Origin of the sequence: Microbispora sp. CL1-1 (genome assembly GCF_012034195.1) — a bacterium.
Lineage (GTDB): Bacteria > Actinomycetota > Actinomycetes > Streptosporangiales > Streptosporangiaceae > Microbispora.
Genome location: NZ_JAATEK010000043.1, coordinates 14,404 through 33,524 on the forward strand (window position 1 = coordinate 14,404; position 19,121 = coordinate 33,524).

General features: G+C 74.1%; 21 protein-coding genes and 2 pseudogenes. 12 read left to right on the plus strand and 11 right to left on the minus strand.

All coding sequences use genetic code 11. From position 1 onward, the window contains the following. Nucleotides 1-109: 109 nt before the first annotated feature. The 3 genes from HCK04_RS41520 to HCK04_RS33460 form a co-directional block, all read right to left on the minus strand. Nucleotides 110-316: a hypothetical protein gene (locus tag HCK04_RS41520; protein WP_205831047.1), complete on the minus strand. Its 207-nt coding sequence runs from the start codon at nt 314-316 to the stop codon at nt 110-112. A 141-nt stretch (nt 317-457) separates the two neighbouring features. Next, nucleotides 458-1,756, minus strand: a complete 1,299-nt coding sequence (locus tag HCK04_RS33455) for a HAMP domain-containing sensor histidine kinase (protein WP_168066488.1) — start codon at nt 1,754-1,756, stop codon at nt 458-460. Nucleotides 1,757-1,829: 73 nt separating this feature from the next. Then, the gene (locus HCK04_RS33460) at nt 1,830-2,489 is read right to left on the minus strand and encodes a TetR/AcrR family transcriptional regulator (protein ID WP_142651367.1); all 660 of its coding nucleotides are present in this window, start codon (nt 2,487-2,489) and stop codon (nt 1,830-1,832) included. 256 nt (nt 2,490-2,745) lie between these two features. Between HCK04_RS33460 and HCK04_RS33465 the strand changes: the two genes are divergently transcribed. From HCK04_RS33465 to HCK04_RS33475, 3 genes are all read left to right on the plus strand, one after another. After that, complete coding sequence (locus tag HCK04_RS33465) at nt 2,746-3,666, plus strand: LysR family transcriptional regulator (protein WP_205831028.1); 921 nt, start codon at nt 2,746-2,748, stop codon at nt 3,664-3,666. 160 nt (nt 3,667-3,826) lie between these two features. Then, nucleotides 3,827-4,573 carry an SDR family oxidoreductase gene (locus HCK04_RS33470; RefSeq protein ID WP_142651368.1) on the plus strand — a complete coding sequence of 249 codons (747 nt, stop codon included), beginning with the start codon at nt 3,827-3,829 and terminating at the stop codon, nt 4,571-4,573. A 246-nt stretch (nt 4,574-4,819) separates the two neighbouring features. Continuing rightward, the gene (locus HCK04_RS33475) at nt 4,820-5,644 is read left to right on the plus strand and encodes a pentapeptide repeat-containing protein (protein WP_221890014.1); all 825 of its coding nucleotides are present in this window, start codon (nt 4,820-4,822) and stop codon (nt 5,642-5,644) included. Nucleotides 5,645-5,699: 55 nt separating this feature from the next. Here the strand turns inward: HCK04_RS33475 and HCK04_RS43025 are convergent, their stop codons facing one another. Continuing rightward, nucleotides 5,700-6,038 (minus strand): hypothetical protein, encoded by a 339-nt coding sequence (locus tag HCK04_RS43025; RefSeq protein ID WP_240972058.1) that lies wholly within the window; start codon nt 6,036-6,038, stop codon nt 5,700-5,702. A 220-nt stretch (nt 6,039-6,258) separates the two neighbouring features. Further along, complete coding sequence (locus HCK04_RS43030; protein WP_260617503.1) at nt 6,259-6,552, minus strand: BTAD domain-containing putative transcriptional regulator; 294 nt, start codon at nt 6,550-6,552, stop codon at nt 6,259-6,261. Between the two features lie 89 nt (nt 6,553-6,641). Between HCK04_RS43030 and HCK04_RS33485 the strand changes: the two are divergent. Next, nucleotides 6,642-7,199: pseudogene (locus tag HCK04_RS33485) on the plus strand (alpha/beta hydrolase); the annotation flags it as partial. Nucleotides 7,200-7,212: 13 nt separating this feature from the next. Here the strand turns inward: HCK04_RS33485 and HCK04_RS33490 are convergent. Next, nucleotides 7,213-7,392: a DUF3099 domain-containing protein gene (locus HCK04_RS33490; protein ID WP_142651370.1), complete on the minus strand. Its 180-nt coding sequence runs from the start codon at nt 7,390-7,392 to the stop codon at nt 7,213-7,215. Nucleotides 7,393-7,402: 10 nt separating this feature from the next. Further along, on the minus strand, nt 7,403-7,660 hold the full coding sequence (locus tag HCK04_RS43035) for a hypothetical protein (protein WP_240972059.1): 258 nt from the start codon (nt 7,658-7,660) through the stop codon (nt 7,403-7,405). Between the two features lie 185 nt (nt 7,661-7,845). Here HCK04_RS43035 and HCK04_RS33500 point away from each other — a divergent pair, with 185 nt between their 5' ends. The 7 genes and pseudogenes from HCK04_RS33500 (at nt 7,846) to HCK04_RS33530 (ending at nt 14,089) form a co-directional block, all read left to right on the plus strand. Continuing rightward, nucleotides 7,846-8,256 carry a YciI family protein gene (locus HCK04_RS33500; RefSeq protein ID WP_205831041.1) on the plus strand — a complete coding sequence of 137 codons (411 nt, stop codon included), beginning with the start codon at nt 7,846-7,848 and terminating at the stop codon, nt 8,254-8,256. Continuing rightward, entirely contained in the window at nt 8,253-9,500 is a 1,248-nt protein-coding gene (locus HCK04_RS33505) for a DUF6596 domain-containing protein (RefSeq protein ID WP_142651372.1), read from the plus strand. Before HCK04_RS33500 ends, HCK04_RS33505 begins: the two co-directional genes overlap by 4 nt. Nucleotides 9,501-9,527: 27 nt before the next feature. Continuing rightward, a pseudogene (locus tag HCK04_RS43900) lies at nt 9,528-9,689 on the plus strand (GntR family transcriptional regulator); the annotation flags it as partial. Nucleotides 9,690-9,804: 115 nt separating this feature from the next. Then, on the plus strand, nt 9,805-10,512 hold the full coding sequence (locus tag HCK04_RS33515) for an ATP-binding cassette domain-containing protein (RefSeq protein ID WP_142651373.1): 708 nt from the start codon (nt 9,805-9,807) through the stop codon (nt 10,510-10,512). A gap of 147 nt (nt 10,513-10,659) precedes the next feature. Further along, the gene (locus HCK04_RS44450) at nt 10,660-12,024 is read left to right on the plus strand and encodes a pyridoxal 5'-phosphate synthase (protein WP_312845784.1); all 1,365 of its coding nucleotides are present in this window, start codon (nt 10,660-10,662) and stop codon (nt 12,022-12,024) included. 37 nt (nt 12,025-12,061) lie between these two features. Beyond that, nucleotides 12,062-13,297: an APC family permease gene (locus HCK04_RS33525; protein WP_142651374.1), complete on the plus strand. Its 1,236-nt coding sequence runs from the start codon at nt 12,062-12,064 to the stop codon at nt 13,295-13,297. An 87-nt stretch (nt 13,298-13,384) separates the two neighbouring features. Next, nucleotides 13,385-14,089 (plus strand): MerR family transcriptional regulator, encoded by a 705-nt coding sequence (locus HCK04_RS33530; RefSeq protein WP_142651375.1) that lies wholly within the window; start codon nt 13,385-13,387, stop codon nt 14,087-14,089. A gap of 71 nt (nt 14,090-14,160) precedes the next feature. Here HCK04_RS33530 and HCK04_RS33535 read toward each other — a convergent pair whose 3' ends face one another. The 4 genes from HCK04_RS33535 to HCK04_RS33550 all read right to left on the minus strand — a co-directional run bounded on the left by HCK04_RS33535 (nt 14,161) and on the right by HCK04_RS33550 (nt 18,104). Continuing rightward, entirely contained in the window at nt 14,161-15,045 is an 885-nt protein-coding gene (locus HCK04_RS33535; RefSeq protein WP_142651376.1) for a fructosamine kinase family protein, read from the minus strand. Nucleotides 15,046-15,123: 78 nt separating this feature from the next. After that, nucleotides 15,124-15,942: a putative protein N(5)-glutamine methyltransferase gene (locus HCK04_RS33540; RefSeq protein ID WP_205831029.1), complete on the minus strand. Its 819-nt coding sequence runs from the start codon at nt 15,940-15,942 to the stop codon at nt 15,124-15,126. 319 nt (nt 15,943-16,261) lie between these two features. Next, nucleotides 16,262-17,311, minus strand: a complete 1,050-nt coding sequence (locus HCK04_RS33545) for a DUF418 domain-containing protein (RefSeq protein WP_142651377.1) — start codon at nt 17,309-17,311, stop codon at nt 16,262-16,264. A gap of 202 nt (nt 17,312-17,513) precedes the next feature. Further along, entirely contained in the window at nt 17,514-18,104 is a 591-nt protein-coding gene (locus tag HCK04_RS33550; RefSeq protein WP_142651378.1) for a DinB family protein, read from the minus strand. 377 nt (nt 18,105-18,481) lie between these two features. Between HCK04_RS33550 and HCK04_RS33555 the strand changes: the two genes are divergently transcribed. Continuing rightward, the gene (locus HCK04_RS33555; protein ID WP_142651379.1) at nt 18,482-19,102 is read left to right on the plus strand and encodes a dihydrofolate reductase family protein; all 621 of its coding nucleotides are present in this window, start codon (nt 18,482-18,484) and stop codon (nt 19,100-19,102) included. Nucleotides 19,103-19,121: the final 19 nt, after the last annotated feature.

Below are 19,121 nucleotides of genomic sequence, written 5' to 3' on the forward strand. Positions count from 1 at the left end.
AAAACAATCTTGTACGTAAAAATTCTCTTTGTCAATGGAGTTCGCGGAAGAAGCGGGAGTGCCGACCTCGGGGGTCTGTCTGGGATGTGGGCCTTGGGCGCCGGCCGGGCTACGCGCAGGCGGCGGCGCGGGCGGGGTCCCCGGCCATCGCGACCGCGACGGCGCGGTTGAGCTCGACCACGGGGGAGGGCGAGACGTGGGCGAGCACCCGGTAGAGCGCGGCGACGCGCTCCCAGGGGGCCGGTCCCTCCCGGCCCTTCACCCACTCCTCGAACGGGACGCCCCCGGATCGACACGCCTCCCGGATTTTTTTCAAGATTTTTCCCGGAGGTGTCTCCGGGGAGCGCCACGTCCGGCCACGGGCACGTACGGCCAGGTGGGCGGCCAGGTGGGCGGTCCGGTGGGTGGAGTGGCGGGTGGAGTGGAGTGGTCGCGCCCGCCGCCGGTCACCGGGTCGTCAGCGGTCCGGCCCCGGTTCCGGTTCTGGCCCCGGCTCCGGTCCGGACTCCCGGCCGTGGTCCGTCCGCCCGGGACGGGGGGAACGCCGCCCGCCGGTCGCTTTCCGGTCGAGGAGCGGCAGCCGGAGGACGAACCGTGCTCCGCGTGGGGAGTCCTCGATCCGCAGCGTTCCGCCGTGGGCGTGGGCGATGTCGCGGGAGATCGCGAGCCCCAGCCCGGTGCCGCCGGAGTCCCGGCACCGCCCCTCGTCCAGGCGGGTGAACCGCTCGAAGATCCGCTCGCGGTCGGCGCGCGCGATGCCGTTCCCGTCGTCGGTCACGGTGACGACCGCCCGGCCGTCGGCGGATGCGACGCCGATCGTGACGCCGGTCTCCGCGTGCCGCCGCGCGTTGCTCAGCAGGTTGCCCACCAGCCGGATCAGCTGGATCCGCGAGCCGTGCACCCACACGTCCCCGGACGTGCAGACCTTCACCGGCGTGCCGCCGTAGTGAGTGTCCGCCTCTGCGGTGACCAGTGCCGCGAGGTCGATCGGCTCGTGCGGCTCCGCCCGGCCGTCGCGTAGCCGGGCCATCACCAGCAGGTCCTGCACGATCGCCTCCAGGCGGCCGGCGGCCGACAGCGCCCCCCGGATGGTGTCGCGGGGGTTGACCTGGTCAGGGTGGATCAGCGCCTCCTCCAGTTGCAGCCGCAGCCCGGTGATCGGTGTCCTGAGCTCGTGGGAGGTGACGGCGGCGAACTGGGCCTGGCGCTCGGCGGGGCGCAGCGCCCGGCCGATGATCCACCACATCAGGCGGGCGCCCGACAGGACGATGAGGAGCCCGGCCCCTCCGATGAGGTATTCGAGGCGGTGCGTCCCGCACAGGGGCGGCTCGACCGTCCCGGCGTAGACGACGGGGGCATCGGGGGCCGGCGACACCCGGTTGGCCATGAGCAGGAGGCACGGCCTGCCCGGGGCGCATTCGACGCGCCGTTGGAGCCGGTCGTCGGCCGGGGGCCGGAGCATGCTCAGCCGCGGCCGCCCCGCCGCGTCCGGGCTGGCGACCAGGATCCTGCCCCGGGCGTCCACCAGCTGGACCAGGTGGATGGCGCCGGAGACGGAGGCGGGGTGCGGCAGTGTGCCGCTGCGCACCTGCGCGCTCCACCGGGCGGCGACCTGCTCGGCGTCGAAGAACACCCGGTCCTCGATCCTGTATCGGACGGCCAGGTCCAGGCTAACGCCGCCCAAGGCCGTGATCAGGAATAACAGCGTCGTCGCCGCTGTCGTGTAGCGCGCCTGCAGCGAGTGCAGGAACCGCATCGGCCTCACCATTTCCTGCCGCCCCCGGTGGGCCACCACCAAGGCAGAGTGGACGATTGCGTCCACTTTGCGGTCAGTTATCCGATTGTGTCAAATCGGTGACAGGGGTCTTGACGTGCGCTTTCACGTGGTCGAGTGCCATGTCGAGGGCGACCATGAAGGGCTGCTCGTCCTGCATCGTCTCGGCGAGCAGGTAGCCCCCCTGCAGGGCGGCGATGACCCCGACGGCGAGTTCTCCCGGGTCCACCCCGGGATCGAGTTCGCCGTTCTCCCGCATCCGGGCGAGGCTGTCCGCGATCAGCCCCTGCCATGCGCCGAAGATCTCTGCCAGCGACTGGCGGGCGTCGTCGCTGCGGCCGGACAGCTCGTTGGCCAGCGAGCCGATCGGGCACTTGTACGGCATGCCGCGCTCCCGAAGATTCGCCAGCAGCGAATCGCGCCACTGTTCGAGATCTCGCATCGAGCGCACCTGGTCGAGCTGCGGTTTCTGTGCGGAGACCACGAGGTGCTCCCGCATCGCGATCACCTCGGCGACCAGCGCGTCCTTGTCCGGGAAGTAGTGATAGAGCTGCGACTTGCTGATGCCGCAGGCGTCCACCACCTGATCGAGGGGCGTCGCCGCCACCCCCTGCCGGAACATGAGGTCCGCGGCGGTCTCGACGATGCGCCGGCGAGTGGCCGCGCCGCGTGCGGTGAGCCTCGCAGAACCCTTTTCCGGCCCTCGAACGGCCATGTGCAACCCCACCTTCGGCCACAGCGGCCCTGCCGGGGCATGCCGGAGGAGCAACCTTGACAATTACGACATACCACCACATACTGGACCAAATCGTCCAGTGCCGGGTTTATGCGCCGCTCGCACGACACGGATGCGGCACCGCTTCGCGTGGGAGAGGGCACAGAACCGACGACCGCCGACGACCCCGGCCGGCCGCGAGGGGATCGGGGGCAGGCGCCGGTCACTCGCGCCGCGCCGCTCCCGGGAGGGTGAAATGGCGGGCATGGAACTGCGGGAACTGCGGGAACTGCGGGCGTTCGTCGTGGTGGCCGAGGAGGGCGGCATGTCGGCCGCGGCGCGGCGGCTGCACCTGAGCCAGCCCGCGCTGTCCCAGACCGTCGGCATGCTGGAGCGCCGGCTGGGGGTGAAGCTGCTGGTCCGCGGCAGCGCCGGAGTCCGGCCCACCGAGGCGGGGATGACGCTGCTCGCCGAGGCGCGCGCCGTGCTCGCCCGGCACGATCGGGCACTGCGGACCATGGCCGCGTACGCGAGCGGGGACGGCGGGGTGCTGCGCGTGGGGATTCCCCTTGAGGTGCCGTCCGACCTGCTCGGCCCGCCGCTGGAGCAGCTCGCCGTGGCCCACCCCGGCACCCGCGTGCAGGCGCGTCATCTGTCCACGGCGGCGCAACTGGCCGCGCTGCAGGCCGGTGAGCTCGACGTGGGCCTGCTCAGGGAGCGTCCGCCGGGGCAGGAGTTCGACGCGATGCTCGTCTCCAGGGAGCGGCTCGGCGTGCTCCTCGCGGCCGACCGGGCCGCCGAGCTGCGTGGCCCCGACGGCATCCGGCTGGAGGAGCTCACCGGGCTGGAATGGGTGGGTTTCCCGCGTTCCGGCAGCCCCGCCTGGTTCGGCGAGCTGACCGCGATCCTGCGCAGCCACGGCCTTGACCTCGGCCCTGCCGCACCCGAGGGGCAGGAGCTGATCGCGGAGGTCAAGCTCGCCGCCGTGAGCACGGGCAGGGGGTTCGCACTGGCGCCGCCGCAGTGGCCGCAGCCGCTGCCTCCGGCCGTCGCGTGGTCGCCCCTGGCCGGTCACCCGCTGGTCCGGCGCACCTGGGTGGTCTGGCCGGCGACCTCGCGCCGCCGCGACCTGGCCGACTTCATCGCGGGCTTCCCCGACCCGGACGGCGCGCGGTGATCATCCCAGCCGGCCAGAGGAACACCTGATGGCCGTCATCGGCCACCACTATGACCGTTCCGGAAGTTCCCGTACCCGGCCGGAGCTTGCACCCTGCGCACCCGGTCGCCTGACTCGGCGACCGGTCGGAAGGATCAGTGAATCAGCAGAGGTGGAAGCGATGACCGCAGAACTGTCGGGAACCGGCGCGCTGATAACCGGGGGCACCAGCGGCATCGGGCGGGCGACCGCCCGGGCGCTGGCCCGGCTCGGCGCCCGGGTCGTGCTGTCCGGCCGAGACGAGACGAGGGGCAAGGAAGTGGTCGAGGAGATCCGCGCTCTCGGCGGCGAGGCCCACTTCGTGCGGGCCGACCTGCGCGACGAGCCGTCGGCGCGTTCTCTGGCGAGGAGCGCGACCGCGCTGCTCGGGCACGTGGACGTGCTCGTGAACAACGCCGGGATCTATCCGTTCGGGCCCACGGCCCAGACGAGTGAACGGGACTTCGACGCGGTCTTCGACCTGAACGTCAAGGTTCCGTACTTCCTTGTCGCCGAACTCGCCCCGGCCATGGCCGCCCGGGGCAACGGCGCGATCGTCAACGTGACCACGATGGTCGCGGAGTTCGGCCTCGCCGGCATGGGCCTGTACGGGTCGAGCAAGGCCGCGATGGTGCTCCTGACGAAGTCCTGGGCGGCGGAGTTCGGCCCCCGGGGCGTACGGGTCAACGCGGTGAGCCCCGGCCCGACGCGCACCGAGGGCACCGCCCCCATGGGCGGGGACCTCGACGACCTCGCTCAGGCCGGGCCCGCCGGACGCCCCGCGAGCCCGGAGGAGATCGCCGAGGCCATCGTGTTCCTGGCCTCGCCACGGGCGAGCTTCGTCCACGGCACGACCCTGCACGTGGACGGCGGCCGCGTGGCCGTGTGACCCGTGTGCCTCGCGCCCGGCGGCCGGCCGCCTCACGGGGCTGGCCGCCGGGCGCACCGCGTGCGTTCGGTGGGATACGTTCTAGCGGGACGGCGAGCGGCCGCGCGCCCACGGAACACGAGGAGATCAGGCACGGTGCCCGACACGCACGACCACGGGGACGCCCGCGCCACGGCATCGGCCGGCCCCGGCGGGGGACGGGCCGGCCTGCGGGCCGACTGCGCGAACTGCTTCGGGCTGTGCTGCGTGGCGCTGCCCTTCGCCGCCTCGGCCGACTTCGCGATCAGCAAGGACGCCGGGCGGCCGTGCCCCAACCTGAGCGACGACTTCCGCTGCGGCATCCACGCGCGGCTGCGCGACAGCGGCTTTCCCGGCTGCACCGTCTACGACTGCTTCGGGGCGGGGCAGAAGGTCTCGCAGGTCACCTTCGGCCGTAGCTGGCGCGACGATCCGGGGATCGCGGCGCAGATGTTCGAGGTCTTCCCGGTCGTACGGCACCTGCACGAGCTGCTGTGGTATCTGGACGAGGCGATGTCCCTGCCGGTGACCCGCCCGATCCACGCCGAGCTGCGCGCCGCGTTCGAGGAGACCGAACGCCTGACCACGGGCACCCCCGCCGACCTGCTGGGCGTGGACGTCGCCGCCCACCGCGACAAGGTCAACGCGCTGCTGCTGCGGACGAGCGACCTGGTGCGGGCGTCGGCCGGGGGCCGTGCCGCCGCCGACCGCAGGGGAGCCGACCTCATCGGCGCCCGGCTGCGGGGAGCCGACCTGCGCGGCGCCAACCTGAGGGGCGCCTACCTCATCGGGGCCGATCTGCGCGGAGCGGACCTGAGGGGCGCGGACCTCATCGGCGCGGACCTGCGCGGGGCCGACCTCGGCGGCGCCGACCTCACCGGGAGCGTCTTCCTCACCCAGGTCCAGGTGAACGCGGCCAGGGGAGACGCCGCCACGAAGCTGCCCCCGGCCCTCACCCGCCCGGCGCACTGGCCGGCCACGCAGGCCGGCCCGTCCGCCGCGCCGGAACGGGCCTCCACCCGCCGTCCGCGCCCCCGCCGCCGGCGCGGGTAGCCACCGGCCCGCCGCACGCGCCGGCGACCGGGCGGTATCGCAGAGGAACGCAGGCTCACGACCGGCTCGGCGCGGCTCCTGCCGGGCGGCGTAGCGGGGCGCGCAGGTCGTCCAGGTGCGCGGCCACCGGGCCGAGTGTCAGCATGCCGCTGCCCGCCCCGGCCAGTTCGCCCGCCGCGGGCAGCAGCGCGGCGTGGGCGCGTTCCATCGTCGTGCGGTCGCCCAGCGCGAGTGCCGCCCGTGCGGCGAGGCACCACAGGGCCTCCGTCAGCAGGTCGTGCGGAGGCTCGGGCACGGCACGCAGCGCCGCCGCCGCCTCGGCGCGGCGGTCGCGCGCCAGCAGCACCAGGGGCCTGGCCCACGGCGCGTGCGGCCCCCCAGTCGACGTGCTCACCGGCGGGATCGGCGCCGGGCGGGGGCTGCCCGTGCCGCAGGCGCAGGCACAGCAGCGCGAGCGGCAGCAGGCCGTGCTCCACGCCCGGCATGCCGGCGCACGAGCGGCCCCTGGCGGGCGTGTTCACCGCGTGGTATCGGGCGCTGCGCCTGGACCTGCGCGGGGTCGTCGGACCGGGTCCAGATGGCCGGGACGTCGAAGGCGCCGATCACCCGTGCGGTCAGCTCCGCGTCGCCGAGTTCCTCGGCCGCCTCGACGGCGGCCACGCGGTGCTCGCGCGCCGCCCGCAGGCCGCCCGCCCCAGGTCCAGCCGGGCCTGCGCATGCCGTTCGACCGCGTGCAGCCGCAGTTCGCCCAGGCGGGAGCGTTCGGCACGGGCCCAGTCCTGGTCGGCGAACTCCGCGTAGGCGGGGCCGCGCCACCACCCCAGCGCCTCCTCCAGCCGGGCGAGCGCGTCGTCGGGGGGCAGGTCCGCGGCGGCGGCCACCGCCTGTTCGAAGCGCCAGGCGTCCACCCCGTCCGGGGTGGCCCGCAGCGCGTACCCCGGTCCCTCGGTGACCAGCAGCCGCGCGGGGGTGCGGGGCGGCCGGTCGGGCTCCAGCGCGCGGCGCGCTCGTCGCCTTCCGCGCCGGGCTCGACCACCCGGCCGCGATCAGCCACCTGGCCTGCCTCGACGTGCTGCCGACGCTGGACATGTGGGAGGTGATGCACGGCGCGGGCGCCGCCGTCGGCTTCCACCTCTACCTGATGGCCCAGCCGCCCGGCCTGCCCGAGCGGATGATCGGCGCGAGCGCCGACGCCTTCTTCGGCCACTTCCTCGACGTCTGGACCCTCGACCGTGCGGCGATCCCCGATGGCGTACGCGCCGCCTATCTGGACGCCTGCCGTACGGCGGTGCCCTCGATAGTGGCGGACTACCGCGCGTCGGCGGGGATCGACGTGGAGCACGACCGGGCGGACCGGGAGGCGGGCAACCGGCTGCGGATGCCGGTGACCGTGCTCCAGCAGGACTGGGGGACCGCCCTCGGCTACGACGCCGGGGCGCCGTGGGGCGCCTGGGCCCCCGACCTGGTGCACACGACGGTCGCGAGCGGGCACTTCATGGCGGAGGAGGACCCGGCGGGCGTCGCCGGGGCACTGCGCGCCCTGCTCACCCGCTGATTCACCCGCTGATTCACTCGCGCCGGTTGTTGCGGTTGGCGATGATGACGGCGAACGGCGGGATCACCAGCGCCACCGCGGACATCACCAGGGCGGCCACGGGCGAGATCTCCCGCACGACCGTTCCGGCCAGGACGAACAGCGTGAGACACGTGGCCATCATGATCAGGTACGTCCGCTTGCGGCGCTGCACGGTGTTCAGCCTATTTCCCGAGAGCGGCCGGGGCCGGTGGGGTCAGCAGGCGACGTCGGCGGGCGGGAGCGTGCCGGTGATGCGGCACGCCCGGCCCCCCGGGACCGCCTCCGGTGGTGAGCAGCACGCCGCGCCGCCGGGCGGGGTCGGTCGCGGGCAGCCGCGAGATGGTGATCGTGATCGTCCGGCCGTGGGGACGGCGGTGGTCGAGCGGCACGGTGACCTCCGCGCACGAATCAGCGGGGACGTACGCGCTGATCCGGGGCACATCCCGGGCACCCGCGTGTGAAACTTTCCCCATGCTCCCTGCCTTGACAGGGCCCGCGGACGCTCCGGCACAGCGGCCGGACATCTTTCTTCCCGGGGGTGTGTCCGGATCCGGGGGCCGGCTTCGACGTCCCTGACGAAGCGGTGCGCAGGACGCCCGCCGGAGAGGAGCGAACGGTGAAATACATGATCATGCTGTACGGCTCGCAGCAGGACTACGACGCCCTGGCGGGACGGCCGGGCGACGGGCCCGCCTGGTCGGCCGAGGAGGCCGCGGCCATGCACGCGTTCATGGGCGAGTGGAACGAGGAGCTGGTGAAGTCGGGGGAGTTCGTCGATGCCCAGGGCCTGACCGCCCCCGTCCACGCCCGCAGGATCCGGCTGCGTGAGGGCGTCCCCGTCGTCACCGACGGCCCGTACGCCGAGACCGAGGAGGTCCTGGCCGGTTACACGATCGTCGAGTGCGACAGCTTCGACCGGGCCACGCAGATCGCCGCGCGCCTGGCGAACACTCCCCATCCCGAGAGCGCGGTGGCCCGCGACTGGTATGTGGACATCCGCCCGATCGACGAGTGGCAGGCCGAGCCGGAGCTGTGACGACGCCTGACGGCGAGACCGAGGACCTGCTGCGCCGCCTGGCGCCGCGGGTCCTCGGCGCGGTCGTGCGCCGCTACGGTCACTTCGACGCCGCCGAGGACGCCGTGCAGGAGGCGCTGCTGGCCGCCGCCGTCCGCTGGCCGCAGGACGGCCTGCCGGACAACCCGATGGGCTGGCTCGTCACCGTCGCCGCCCGCAGGCTCACCGACCTGCTGCGCGCCGAGCAGGCCCGGCGCGAGCGGGAGGACACCGCGGGCAGGCGGGCGCTTCCGGAGTGGCGGCTCGCTCCCGCCGCGGACGCTCCGTCGGCGGCCGGGGCCGACGACACGCTGATCCTGCTGTTCCTGTGCTGCCATCCCGCGCTGTCGCCCGCGTCGCAGATCGCCCTGACCCTCCGCGCGGTCGGCGGCCTGACCACCGCGCAGATCGCCCGGGCGTTCCTGGTGCCGGAGGCGACGATGACGCGGCGCATCACCCGGGCGAAGCAGCGCATCAGGGACAGCGGCCTGCCGTTCGGCATGCCCGCCGAGCCCGACCGCGACGCGCGGCTGCGCGCCGTGCTCCACGTGCTCTACCTGATCTTCACCGAGGGGTACGCCGGGGAGACCGGGCTCGGCCGGGAGGACCTGACGGCCGAGGCGATCCGGCTGGCCCGCCTGGTCCACCGGCTGCTGCCGGACGACGGCGAGACGGCCGGGCTGCTCGCGCTGATGCTGCTCACCGACGCCCGCCGCGCCGCGCGTACCGCCCCCGACGGCACGCCGATCCCGATGGCCGAGCAGGACCGCGCCCTGTGGGACGCCGCCGGCATCGCCGAGGGCGTGAAGCTGGTCGAGGCGGCGCTGTCGCGGGGTGCGCCCGGGCCCTACCAGGTGCAGGCGGCGATCGCCGCCCTGCACGACGAGGCGCCGAGCGCGGAGGCGACCGACTGGCCGCAGATCGCGGCGCTGTACGAGGTGCTGGCGGGGATGTCGGACAACCCGGTGACGCTGCTGAACCACGCGGTGGCGGTGGCGATGAGCCGGGGCCCGCGCGCGGGGCTCGACCTGCTCGACGGGCTGGAGGACGACGAACGGCTCGCCCGCGACCACCGCCTGCCCGCGGTGCGCGCGCACCTGCTGGAGATGGCCGGGCAGCGGGCGACGGCCCGCGAGGCCTACCTGGCGGCGGCCCGGCGGGCGGCCACGCTGCCGCGCCGCCGCTACCTGTACGCCCGCGCCGCCCGCCTGGGTGACGCCACCTGACGAGCGCCACCTGACGAGCGACTCGTCCACCAGGTGAAACAGGCGCTGCGGCTGGGTGTGCTGCGGCCCGGCGACCAGCTGCCGACCGCTCGCGAGGTGGTCGAGAGCCTGGCCATCAACCCCAACACGGTGCTCAAGGCCTACCGGGAGCTGGAGCGCGAAGGTCTTGTCGAGGGACGGCCGGGGATGGGGACGTTCGTCCGGCAGGGCATCGCGGGCCCGACGCTCGCCGACCACACCCGGCTGCGACGCGGCCTGGAGGCGTGGGTGCGCGAGGCCCGCGCGGCCGGGCTGGACCACCCTCATGCACGCGGCCGTCGGCCTGCTGCGGCCCGCGCTGGGCGGCGTCCGCGTCGCCGGCGAGGTGGCGTTCGTGGCACAGGACAAGCCGCTGTACGACGGCTTCACCGTCGCCGACATGCTCGCCTTCGGCCGCCGCATGAACCGGCGCTGGGACGGAGAGGCCGCCGCCGCGCGGCTCGCGGGGCCGGGCATCCCGCTGCGGCGGAAGGTGGGCAGGCTGTCGGGCGGCCAGCGGGCGCAGGTGGCGGTGACCCTTGCACTGGCGGGCCTGCCCGACCTGGTCGTGCTGGACGAGCCGCTGGCGAACCTCGACCCCCTGGCCCGCCACGACGTGATGCGTTCGATCATGGCGGAGGTGGCCGAGCGGGGGCTGACCGTACTGCTGTCCTCCCACGTCGTCTCCGACCTGGAGGAGACGTGCGACTGGCTGATCGTGCTCAACGCGGGCCGGCTGCAGGTCAGCGGCGACATCGAGGAGCTGCTCGACGGGCATCTCGTGGTCACCGGGCCGGACGACGCGCCGATCCCGGGAGCGCAGGTGGTGAGCGCGAGCCGCACCGGCAGGCAGGTCAGCATGCTGGTCAGGGGCACACCCCCGCTCGATCCCCGCCACCAGGCGCGCAGGCCGGGGCTGGAGGAGCTCGTCATGGGCTACCTGCGCAGCCCCGAGTCGGCGGCACTGCGCAAGCTGACGGGGGTGGGCGCGTGATCTGGGTGACCTGGCGTCAGCACCGGGCGCAGATCCTCGTGACGGCGGCCCTCCTGGCGCTGCTGGGGATGCTGCTGCTGGGGTCGGCCGTGGAGGCGATCCGGGTACATATCCGAGCACGCCCCGCCCGGCTGCCCCGGGCCCGCCGTGGCCTGCGGAGACCTGGCGGCGGCACTGGAGCGCCGCTACGACGCGGTCTACTCGGTGTTCGGCTGGATGCCGCTGGTGGCCCCCGCGCTGATCGGGGCGTTCTGGGGCGCACCGCTGCTCGGCCGGGAGTACGAGCGCGGCACCCACCGCCTGGCCTGGACCCAGGCGGTGCCCGTAGGGCGGTGGCTGGCGGTCAAGCTGCCGATCCTGGGGGCGGCGGTCGTGACGGGCGGGCTGCTGCTGTCGCTCATGGTCAGCCTGTGGCGGCCGGTGTTCAGATCGGGGGCCGACTCGACGTTCGGCAACATCGGCGTGTTCAACATGGTCGGGGTGGATCCGGCGGCGTGGTGGCTGTACGCGTTCGCGCTGGGCACCGCGGCAGGCGCCCTGTTCCGGCGTACGCTGCCCGCGATGGCGCTGGTCGTGGCCGGGGTGACGGTGACGATGTTCACCCTGTTCCAGCTGACGACTACTACGCCGAGCCCGCGCGCATCGAGCTGTCCGGCACCGTGGTGCTGGACGATCACGACGCCCGGCTGGTGCGCGCCGCCTGGGTGGAGCCGTCGGGCAGGGAGGTCGGCGACCCGGCTGACGAGCGACCGGGCCGGGGATGATCCAATGGAACGTCGCCGAGGCGCCGCCTCGTCAGCGGACGCTCGTCAGCGGACGCGGAGTGGAGGAGTGATCATGACGGAGAGTCTTGTGGTGGGTTCGATTCGTGATCTGCTGCGGGGGCTTGCGGTCTTCGACACCGAACTGCCGGAGTTCGACGTCGACGCCGCGCCGTCCGACCCGGTCGCCCTGTTCGTGGAGTGGCTGACCTCGGCCGTCGAGGCCGGGGTGCGTGAACCGCACGCGATGTCGCTGGCCACCGCCGACGCCGAGGGACGGCCGTCCTCCCGCGTGTTGATCTGCAAGGACCTCGCGCCGGACGGCACCTGGTATTTCGCGACCGGCGCGGGCAGCCGCAAGGGCCGGGAGCTGGCCGCCACGCCGTACGCCGCGTTGTGCTTCCACTGGCCCGAGCAGGGCCGGCAGATCCGGGTGCGGGGCGCGGCCGGGCCTGCGGACGCCGAGCGCGGCGCGGCCGACTTCCTCGCGCGTTCGCCCGGTGCGCGGGCCGACGCGCTGACCGGCCGTCAGTCGCAGGTGCTCGACGACCCCGCCGACCTCGACGCGGCCCTCCGCGCGGCGCACGCCGCGATCGAGGCCGATCCCGGGGTGGTCGCGCCGGGATGGACCGTGTACGGCGTGCGCGCGGACGAGGTCGAGTTCTGGCAGGCCGACCGCGACCGCCGGCACACCCGCCTGCGCTACACCCGGCAGGACGACGCCTGGGCCCGGCACCGCCTGTGGCCCTGAGACGCGACGCCCGCCTCCACCGGGACCTGTGGTGAGCATGGAGGGACCGCTGAAGCGCCGCCTGGGCCTGGCCGACGCCGTGATGATCGGGCTGGGGTCGATGATCGGCGCGGGGGTCTTCGCCGCCCTGGCTCCGGCGGCGCGGGCGGCCGGGTCCGGGCTGCTGCTCGGGCTGGCCGCCGCCGCGGTGGTCGCCTACTGCAACGCGACCTCCTCGGCCCGGCTGGCCGCGCGTTATCCCGCCTCCGGCGGCACGTACGTGTACGGGCGGGAGCGGCTGGGGGACTTCTGGGGCTACCTGGCGGGGTGGGCGTTCGTCGTCGGTAAGATCGCCTCGTGCGCGGCGATGGCGCTGACCGTCGGCTCCTACGTGTGGCCGGAGCAGGCCCACGCGGTGGCGGTGGCGGCCGTGGTGGCGCTGACCGCGGTGAACTACGCGGGGATCCACAAGAGCGCCTGGCTCACCCGCGTCATCGTCGGGGTCGTCCTCGCGGTGCTGGCCGCCGTGGTGGTCGCAGGTCTCACCTCCGCCGCCGCGGACCCGGGGCGGCTGGACGTCGGCGCCGACGCCACCACCGGCGGGGTGCTGCAGGCGGCGGGCCTGCTGTTCTTCGCCTTCGCCGGGTATGCCCGCATCGCCACCCTCGGCGAGGAGGTGCGCGACCCGGCGCGGATCATCCCCCGCGCGATCCCGCTCGCGCTCGGGCTCACCCTGGTCGTCTACGCGGCGGTCGCGGTGGCCGCGCTCAGCGTGCTGGGCGGCGCCCGGCTGGGCGAGGCGGTCGCGCCCCTGGCCGCCGTCGTGCGGGAGGCCGGGCTTCCCGGCCTGGCCCCGGTCGTACAGGCGGGCGCCGCGGTCGCCGCGACCGGCTCGCTGCTCGCGCTGATCCTCGGGGTGTCGCGCACCACGCTGGCCATGGCCCGCGACCGGCACCTGCCGCACGCCCTCGCCGCCGTGCATCCGCGATTCGGGGTGCCGCACCGCGCCGAGCTGGCCGTCGGCGCGGTCGTGGCGATCCTGGCCGCGACCGCGGACCTGCGCGGCGCGATCGGGTTCTCCTCCTTCGGCGTGCTGGTCTACTACGCCATCGCCAACGCCAGTGCCTGGACCCTCGGCCCGGATGAGGGACGGCCGCCGCGGGCGGTGCCCGTCATCGGCCTGGCCGGGTGCCTGGTCCTGGCCTTCGCCCTGCCGCTGTCGTCGGTGGTCTCCGGGGCCGCCGTGCTGGCGGCAGGCGTCGCCGTCTACGCCCTGCGCCGGGCCCTCACCTGACGCGAACGGCTTGAGACTCGCAGCCGATTACGATGAGCGGATGCGACCCGAAGCCTCAAGCCCGGTGAGTCCACAGGTGAGTCACAGGTGAGTCCCAGGGCGCTGCGCCCCGTCGACCTGGCCCGGGAGGCGGGGGTCTCCACCCAGCAGATCCGCAACTACGCCGACGCGGGAATCCTCCCGCCCGCCGAGCGGACGGCCGCCGGCTACCGCAGGTTCGACACGCGGCACCGCGACGCCCTGCTCGCCTACCGGGCGCTGGCCAAGGGGTACGGCTGGGAGGCCGCCCGTTCGATCATGCTGGCGGTGCACGACGGCGACCTGACGGGCGCGCTCGCCCTCGTGGACGCCTGCCACGCCGCGCTGCACCAGCAGCGGCTCGCCCTGCGGGCGACGGGGGAGGCGCTCGAAGCGGTGGCCGGGCAGGATCCCGGCGGCCCGGCCGCGCCGCAGTCCGCTCTGCGCATCGGTGAGGTGGCCGCCCTCCTCGGCGTACGCACCTCGGCGCTGCGGGTGTGGGAGTCCGCCGGGCTGCTGACGCCGCAGCGCGAGCCCGGCACCGGCTATCGGTGGTACGGCCCGGCCGAGGTCCGCGACGCCCGCATGATCCACATGCTGCGGCAGGGGCGTTATCCGCTGGCGCGGATCGGGGACGTGCTCGACGGCCTGCGCCGCACCGGCAGCACCGAGGCGCTGCGCGCCGCCCTCGCCGAGCGTGAAGCGGCCCTGGCCGCCACGGCCGTCGCCATGCTCGAAGGGTCGGCCCGCCTGCACGACTACGTCACCGGCTGAGCACGCCTGATTCGCTGATCCTTACGGCCTCCTAACACCTAGACTCCGCGTCACAGGCTCTGGCAGACGGCTCAGAGCCGGCGCCGGAACGGGGCGAGCGTGGCCCGCACCAGGTCGGCGGCGCCCCAGTCGGGGTCGAACTGGGCGATCACCGCCAGGTGCTGGCGCAACTGGATGATCGGCATGCGGTCGCGCCAGTCGCGGTCGAGCCCGGTCAGCTCGGCGTACAGCTCGAAGAACACCTGTGCCTCGGGCGGTGGCGCCGTCGTCCAGATGTGGGCCAGGTCGACCTCGGCCCATGTGTACGACACGGCCGGGTCGATCAGCGCGGGCCGCCCGTCGGGAGTGGCCATGACGTTCTGGGCCCACAGGTCGCCGTGCGTCAGGCAAGCGGGCCTGACCGGCAGCAGCTCGGGCAGCCGGGCGCACAGCCGCTCCAGCGCCGCCCGGTCCGCGCCGTCGAGCGCCTGCCGTACGCGCGGCTCGCCGAGCCAGCGCAGCAGGCGGTGCCGGGCGAAGAACTCGAACCCGTCGTCGTCCCAGGTGTTGACCTGGCGGCGACGGCCCAGCCAGTTGTCCCGGTGCCACCCGAACCGCGGGTGCCGTGTGGTGGTGTGCAGGCGGGCGAGCGTGTGCGCGAACCGCTCCCAGAAGGCCCTGGTGCCCGGCCGGGGCCGCAGCACGGACAGCACGAGCAGGTCGCGGCCCGCGAGGACGACCTCGGGCGTGGCGACGCCACCCGCCTCGCGCAGCACGGTGAGCCCTTCGGCCTCCGCGGCGAAGACGTCGTCCGACGGCGGCTCGCCGAACGCCTTCACGAACACCGGCGTGCCGTCGCCGCGGCGCGCGAGCCCCGCCGTCGCGGCGAGGCCACCGGTGGCGGGCTCGACGGCGGCGACGTCGGTCAGCCCGGCCGCGTGCAGGCGTTCCAGCAGCAGGGACGTCGTGTCGGTCACGGATGAGCTCCTTCTCCTCCCCTGGGGCCCGGACGAGGGCCCCGGAGCCGATCAACCGGTTTCCGCCGCCGTGGCCACTCAGCCGGCGGGGCCGGTGGGGCTGATGGGGCCGGGCCTGGTGCCGATCACGGTGGTCGCGTCCAGTTCCTCGTCGTACGTCAGGCGGGCGGCGAGCCCCGCGCGGGCGACGGCGTCCACGGTCTTGCGGGCCTGGGCCTCGCTGGTCTCCACCAGCAGGTGGCCACCCGGCGCGAGCCAGCCGTCCGCCCCTTCGACGACCCGCCGCACGATGTCGAGCCCGTCCGCGCCGCCGTCGAGCGCGACCTGCGGCTCGTGCACGCGCGCCTCCGGCGGCAGCAGCCCGATCGCGCCGGTGGGCACGTACGGCGGGCTGGCGAGCAGCACGTCCACCCGGCCCCGCAGGGCGGCGGGCAGGGCCGCGTACAGGTCGCCCTCGTACACTCCGCCTCCGGTCAGCGCGGCGAGGTTGCGGCGGGCGCAGCGTACGGCGGCGGGATCGACGTCCACGGCATGCAGCTCGACCGGCCCGACGGCGGCGGCCAGCGCCGCGCCGAGCGCGCCCGAGCCACAGCACAGGTCGACGACGACCGCGCCAGGCCGGGCCAGTGCGGCGGCCTGGCGCACCAGGAACTCGCTGCGCGGCCGGGGCACGAAGACCCCCCGATCGACGGCCACCCGAAGACCGCAGAACTCGGCCCACCCGACGACGTGCTCCAGAGGCAGGCCGCGGGCGCGCCGGTCCACCATGTCATCGAGCTCGGCGGGCGTACGCGCGGCGGAGACCAGCAGACGGGCCTCGTCCTCGGCGAACACGCATCCGGCGGCCCGCAGCCGGGCCACGATCGGGGGAAGAGCGGGGGAGAAGGACAGGGACAAGGGAGAGCCTTTCGATGTGCCGAGGGCGCTCCCGCGGTCGCCTGCCTCTACGCGACCGAACGCATGGGGAGAAGGGAGCACCCGACCTGTTCAGCGGAAATGGGGCTCACCTCCTCGCGTCGTCGCCGCCGTGACCGGCACCCTACACCAGCCCGTACGCGCACCCTCACACCCCGGGCCCGGACGGCAGGGGCAGGAAGGCACGGCCGGGAAAGACGGGGGCTGGAAGGGCCGGGCCCCGAAGTGCCGGGCCCCGAAGGCAGGGGCTGGAAAGGCGGGGCCGGGAAAGGCGGGGGCCGGTCTCCCCGTGACGCGCCGCCTACCCGCGGCGCAGGGGCGGGCGGCGGGCCCAGGTGGCCCAGCGCCACAGCCACTCCAGCGGGCCCTGCCGATAGCGGCGCAGCCACAGGGTGGACCACACCCACTGGACGGCGAGGATGACGCCGGCGATCAGGAGCACGGTCGAGCCCGGCCAGGTGTGCGGCGGACCCTCGAAAGCGAGGCTCGCCACCAGCACCAGGACCGTCGCGGACAGGTAGTTCGTCAGCGCCATCCGCCCGAGCGGCGCGAACACCGTTTGCAGAACCGGCCGCAGCGGGGTCCTGAGCGCGACCAGCAGGACGCAGACGTACACCCCGGCGATCAGCAGCCCGGCCCCGGCCAGCGAGATGCTGAAGGCGCGGCTCACCGAGTCGGACCGGGTCTGGAGCCACAGCACGGGCGCCGCGGCGGCGGCCAGGACCAAGGCGAGCACGGCCGGCACCCGCGCCGACCGCTCCAGCCGGTCGATCATGCCATAGCGGACCAGTGCCGAGCCCAGCAGGAACAGCCCCGCGATCAGGACGAGCCGGTCGCCTCCGATGAGCAGCGACACGGCGACGAACACGGGGGCCAGGGCGGCGACGGCCAGGCGGGGCAGCCAGGTCGAGGGCAGCAGCACCAGCAGGCCGATGGCGGCGTAGGTGCTCAGGATGTCGCCGTGCCACAGCAGCACGAAGTGCGCCACGCCGAGCGCGAGCAGCACCAGGAGCCGGCGCAGCAGGACCACGCGCGGGCGGGCGGTGCGGGCGGCCGCGGAGTCCAGCAGCAGCGAGAACCCGACGCCGAAGAGCAGGGAGAAGATCGGGAAGAAGCGCTGCTCGACGAGCAGGCCCAGCCAGGCGGCCTCAGCGCCCCCGGGATCGGACGTCGCGGTGAACGCGCCGGTCGCGGCGATCGGCTGGACGTTGGCGAGCAGGATGCCGCACAGGGCGAACCCGCGCACGACGTCGAGCGCGGCGATCCGCGGGCGGCCCGCCGAGGTGGTGGCGTGGCCGCCCTCGCCGGGCCGGAGGCGTACGGCGGGGGAGGAGGTGTTCTCACGGTGCATGAGCCCTCATCCTGCGGACGGCGGCCCTTCGCCGTTATCGGCCGGAAGCATGGTTCCGGCCGCCCGCGACCGTACTTCCGGCCGGTTTCTCCGACGGCCCCGACATCGCCGCTCGAACAACGAGGCCCGACCGGCGCGATCCGAAGGGCATTGTTCGAACCGCGTGTGCGTTGAACGGCGCGTTTGAGCGGCCCGGAAGCGATCAGGCCTGGGCGGCTCGCCGTGCCGTCTCCTCCAGCCGGTTCCGGTAGTCCTCCCACCACTTCTGATCGCCGGAGGGCAGGTTGAGACCGCCGTCCCGCAGCCCGGCGGCTCCGTCGATGAGCTCCCTGACGATGTCGGCATGGCCGACGTGCCGGTTGAGCTCGGCGATCACGTGCACCAGGACCTGGTGCAGCGTCGCCTCGCTCCGCTCGTCCGGCCACCACGGCACACGGCCGGTCGCGTCGATCGCCAGCGCGGCGATCGTGGCGTCCGCGTGCTGCCACACCCGGCGGTACAGGCCGATGATGTCGTCACGCGACTCGTCCTCTGTGGCCCACATGTCCGCGTTGTCCTCGGAGTCGTCCTCCATCCATGGCATCGGTTCGCCGAACGGCCGTCCGAAGACCTCGCCGAAGTAGCCCGCCTCCACCCCCGCGAGGTGTTTGACGAGCCCAAGGAGATTGGTTCCGGTGGGCGTCAGCGGGCGGCGGATCTCATATTCGGAGAGCCCGTCGAGCTTCCACAGCAGAGCGTCGCGGGCGGTTTGCAGATAGCGGTGCAGGTCGTTCTTCGGATCCCATGTGGTCATCCGCGCAGTCTGCCAGCCGGCGCCGACGGCCCGCACCGGAGTTTCCGGGGTCCTGGCGTCACGCGAAACGTCCCGCCCCTGGACGGTGCCGGGGGCGGGACGGGGCGGAGCCGGGGTCACCAGACGATGAAGATGCTCTTCCAGCCGGGCCGGAGCCCTCTTCGCGACGCTCCTTGGCGGGGCTTACTTCAACGCTCGGTCATCGAATGGTAACGCTTCGCACTCGAACCGTCACCCCCTGCGCCCGTCCCCTGCATCCGGCGTTTTCGCGAGAAAGTCCGCGAGGCGGTGTCGGATCGAGGCGGAGGCGTTCGTAGCAGGGGTGAGGCCGCCCACAAGGGCGGCGCCCAGCGGCGCCCAGAGAAGGAAACGCGACCATGAAGCTGACGACCATGACCCAGGTGACCCTCGACGGAGTGATGCAGGGGAACGGCGGCGCGTCGGACGAGGACCTCAGGAACGGATTCGAGCGCGGCGGATGGGCCCTGGGCAAGGGCGACGAGGAGACCCACGCGTACATCAAGGAGACCTACCAGCGCGCCGACGCGTTCCTGTTCGGGCGGCGGACCTACGAGTTGTTCGCCGGGTCGTGGGGGACCATGACGGTCGAGGACGCCCCCGGCTGGGAGCCCGTCGTGCGGGCGTTGAACACCCGGCCGAAGTACGTCGCGTCGGCCACGCTCACCGAACCGGCGTGGCCGGGCACCACCGTCCTGCCCGGCGACCTCGCGACCGCCGTCGCCGGCCTGAAGGCCAGGCCGGGAGGTGAACTGCAGGTGCACGGCAGCGGCATCCTGACCCGGTGGCTGCTGGAGCACGACCTGGTCGACGAGATGACGCTGATCGTCGTTCCCGTCATCGTCGGCCAGGGCGTGCGGCTGTTCCCGGACGCCGGCCCGGACCTCGCGCTCGACCTGATCGAGTCGCGCGCCGACGCCAAGGGTGTGACGATCCAGGTCTACCGCCCGGCGGGGCGCCCGCAGTACGCGACACCGTGACGTCCCCGACCCGTACGCC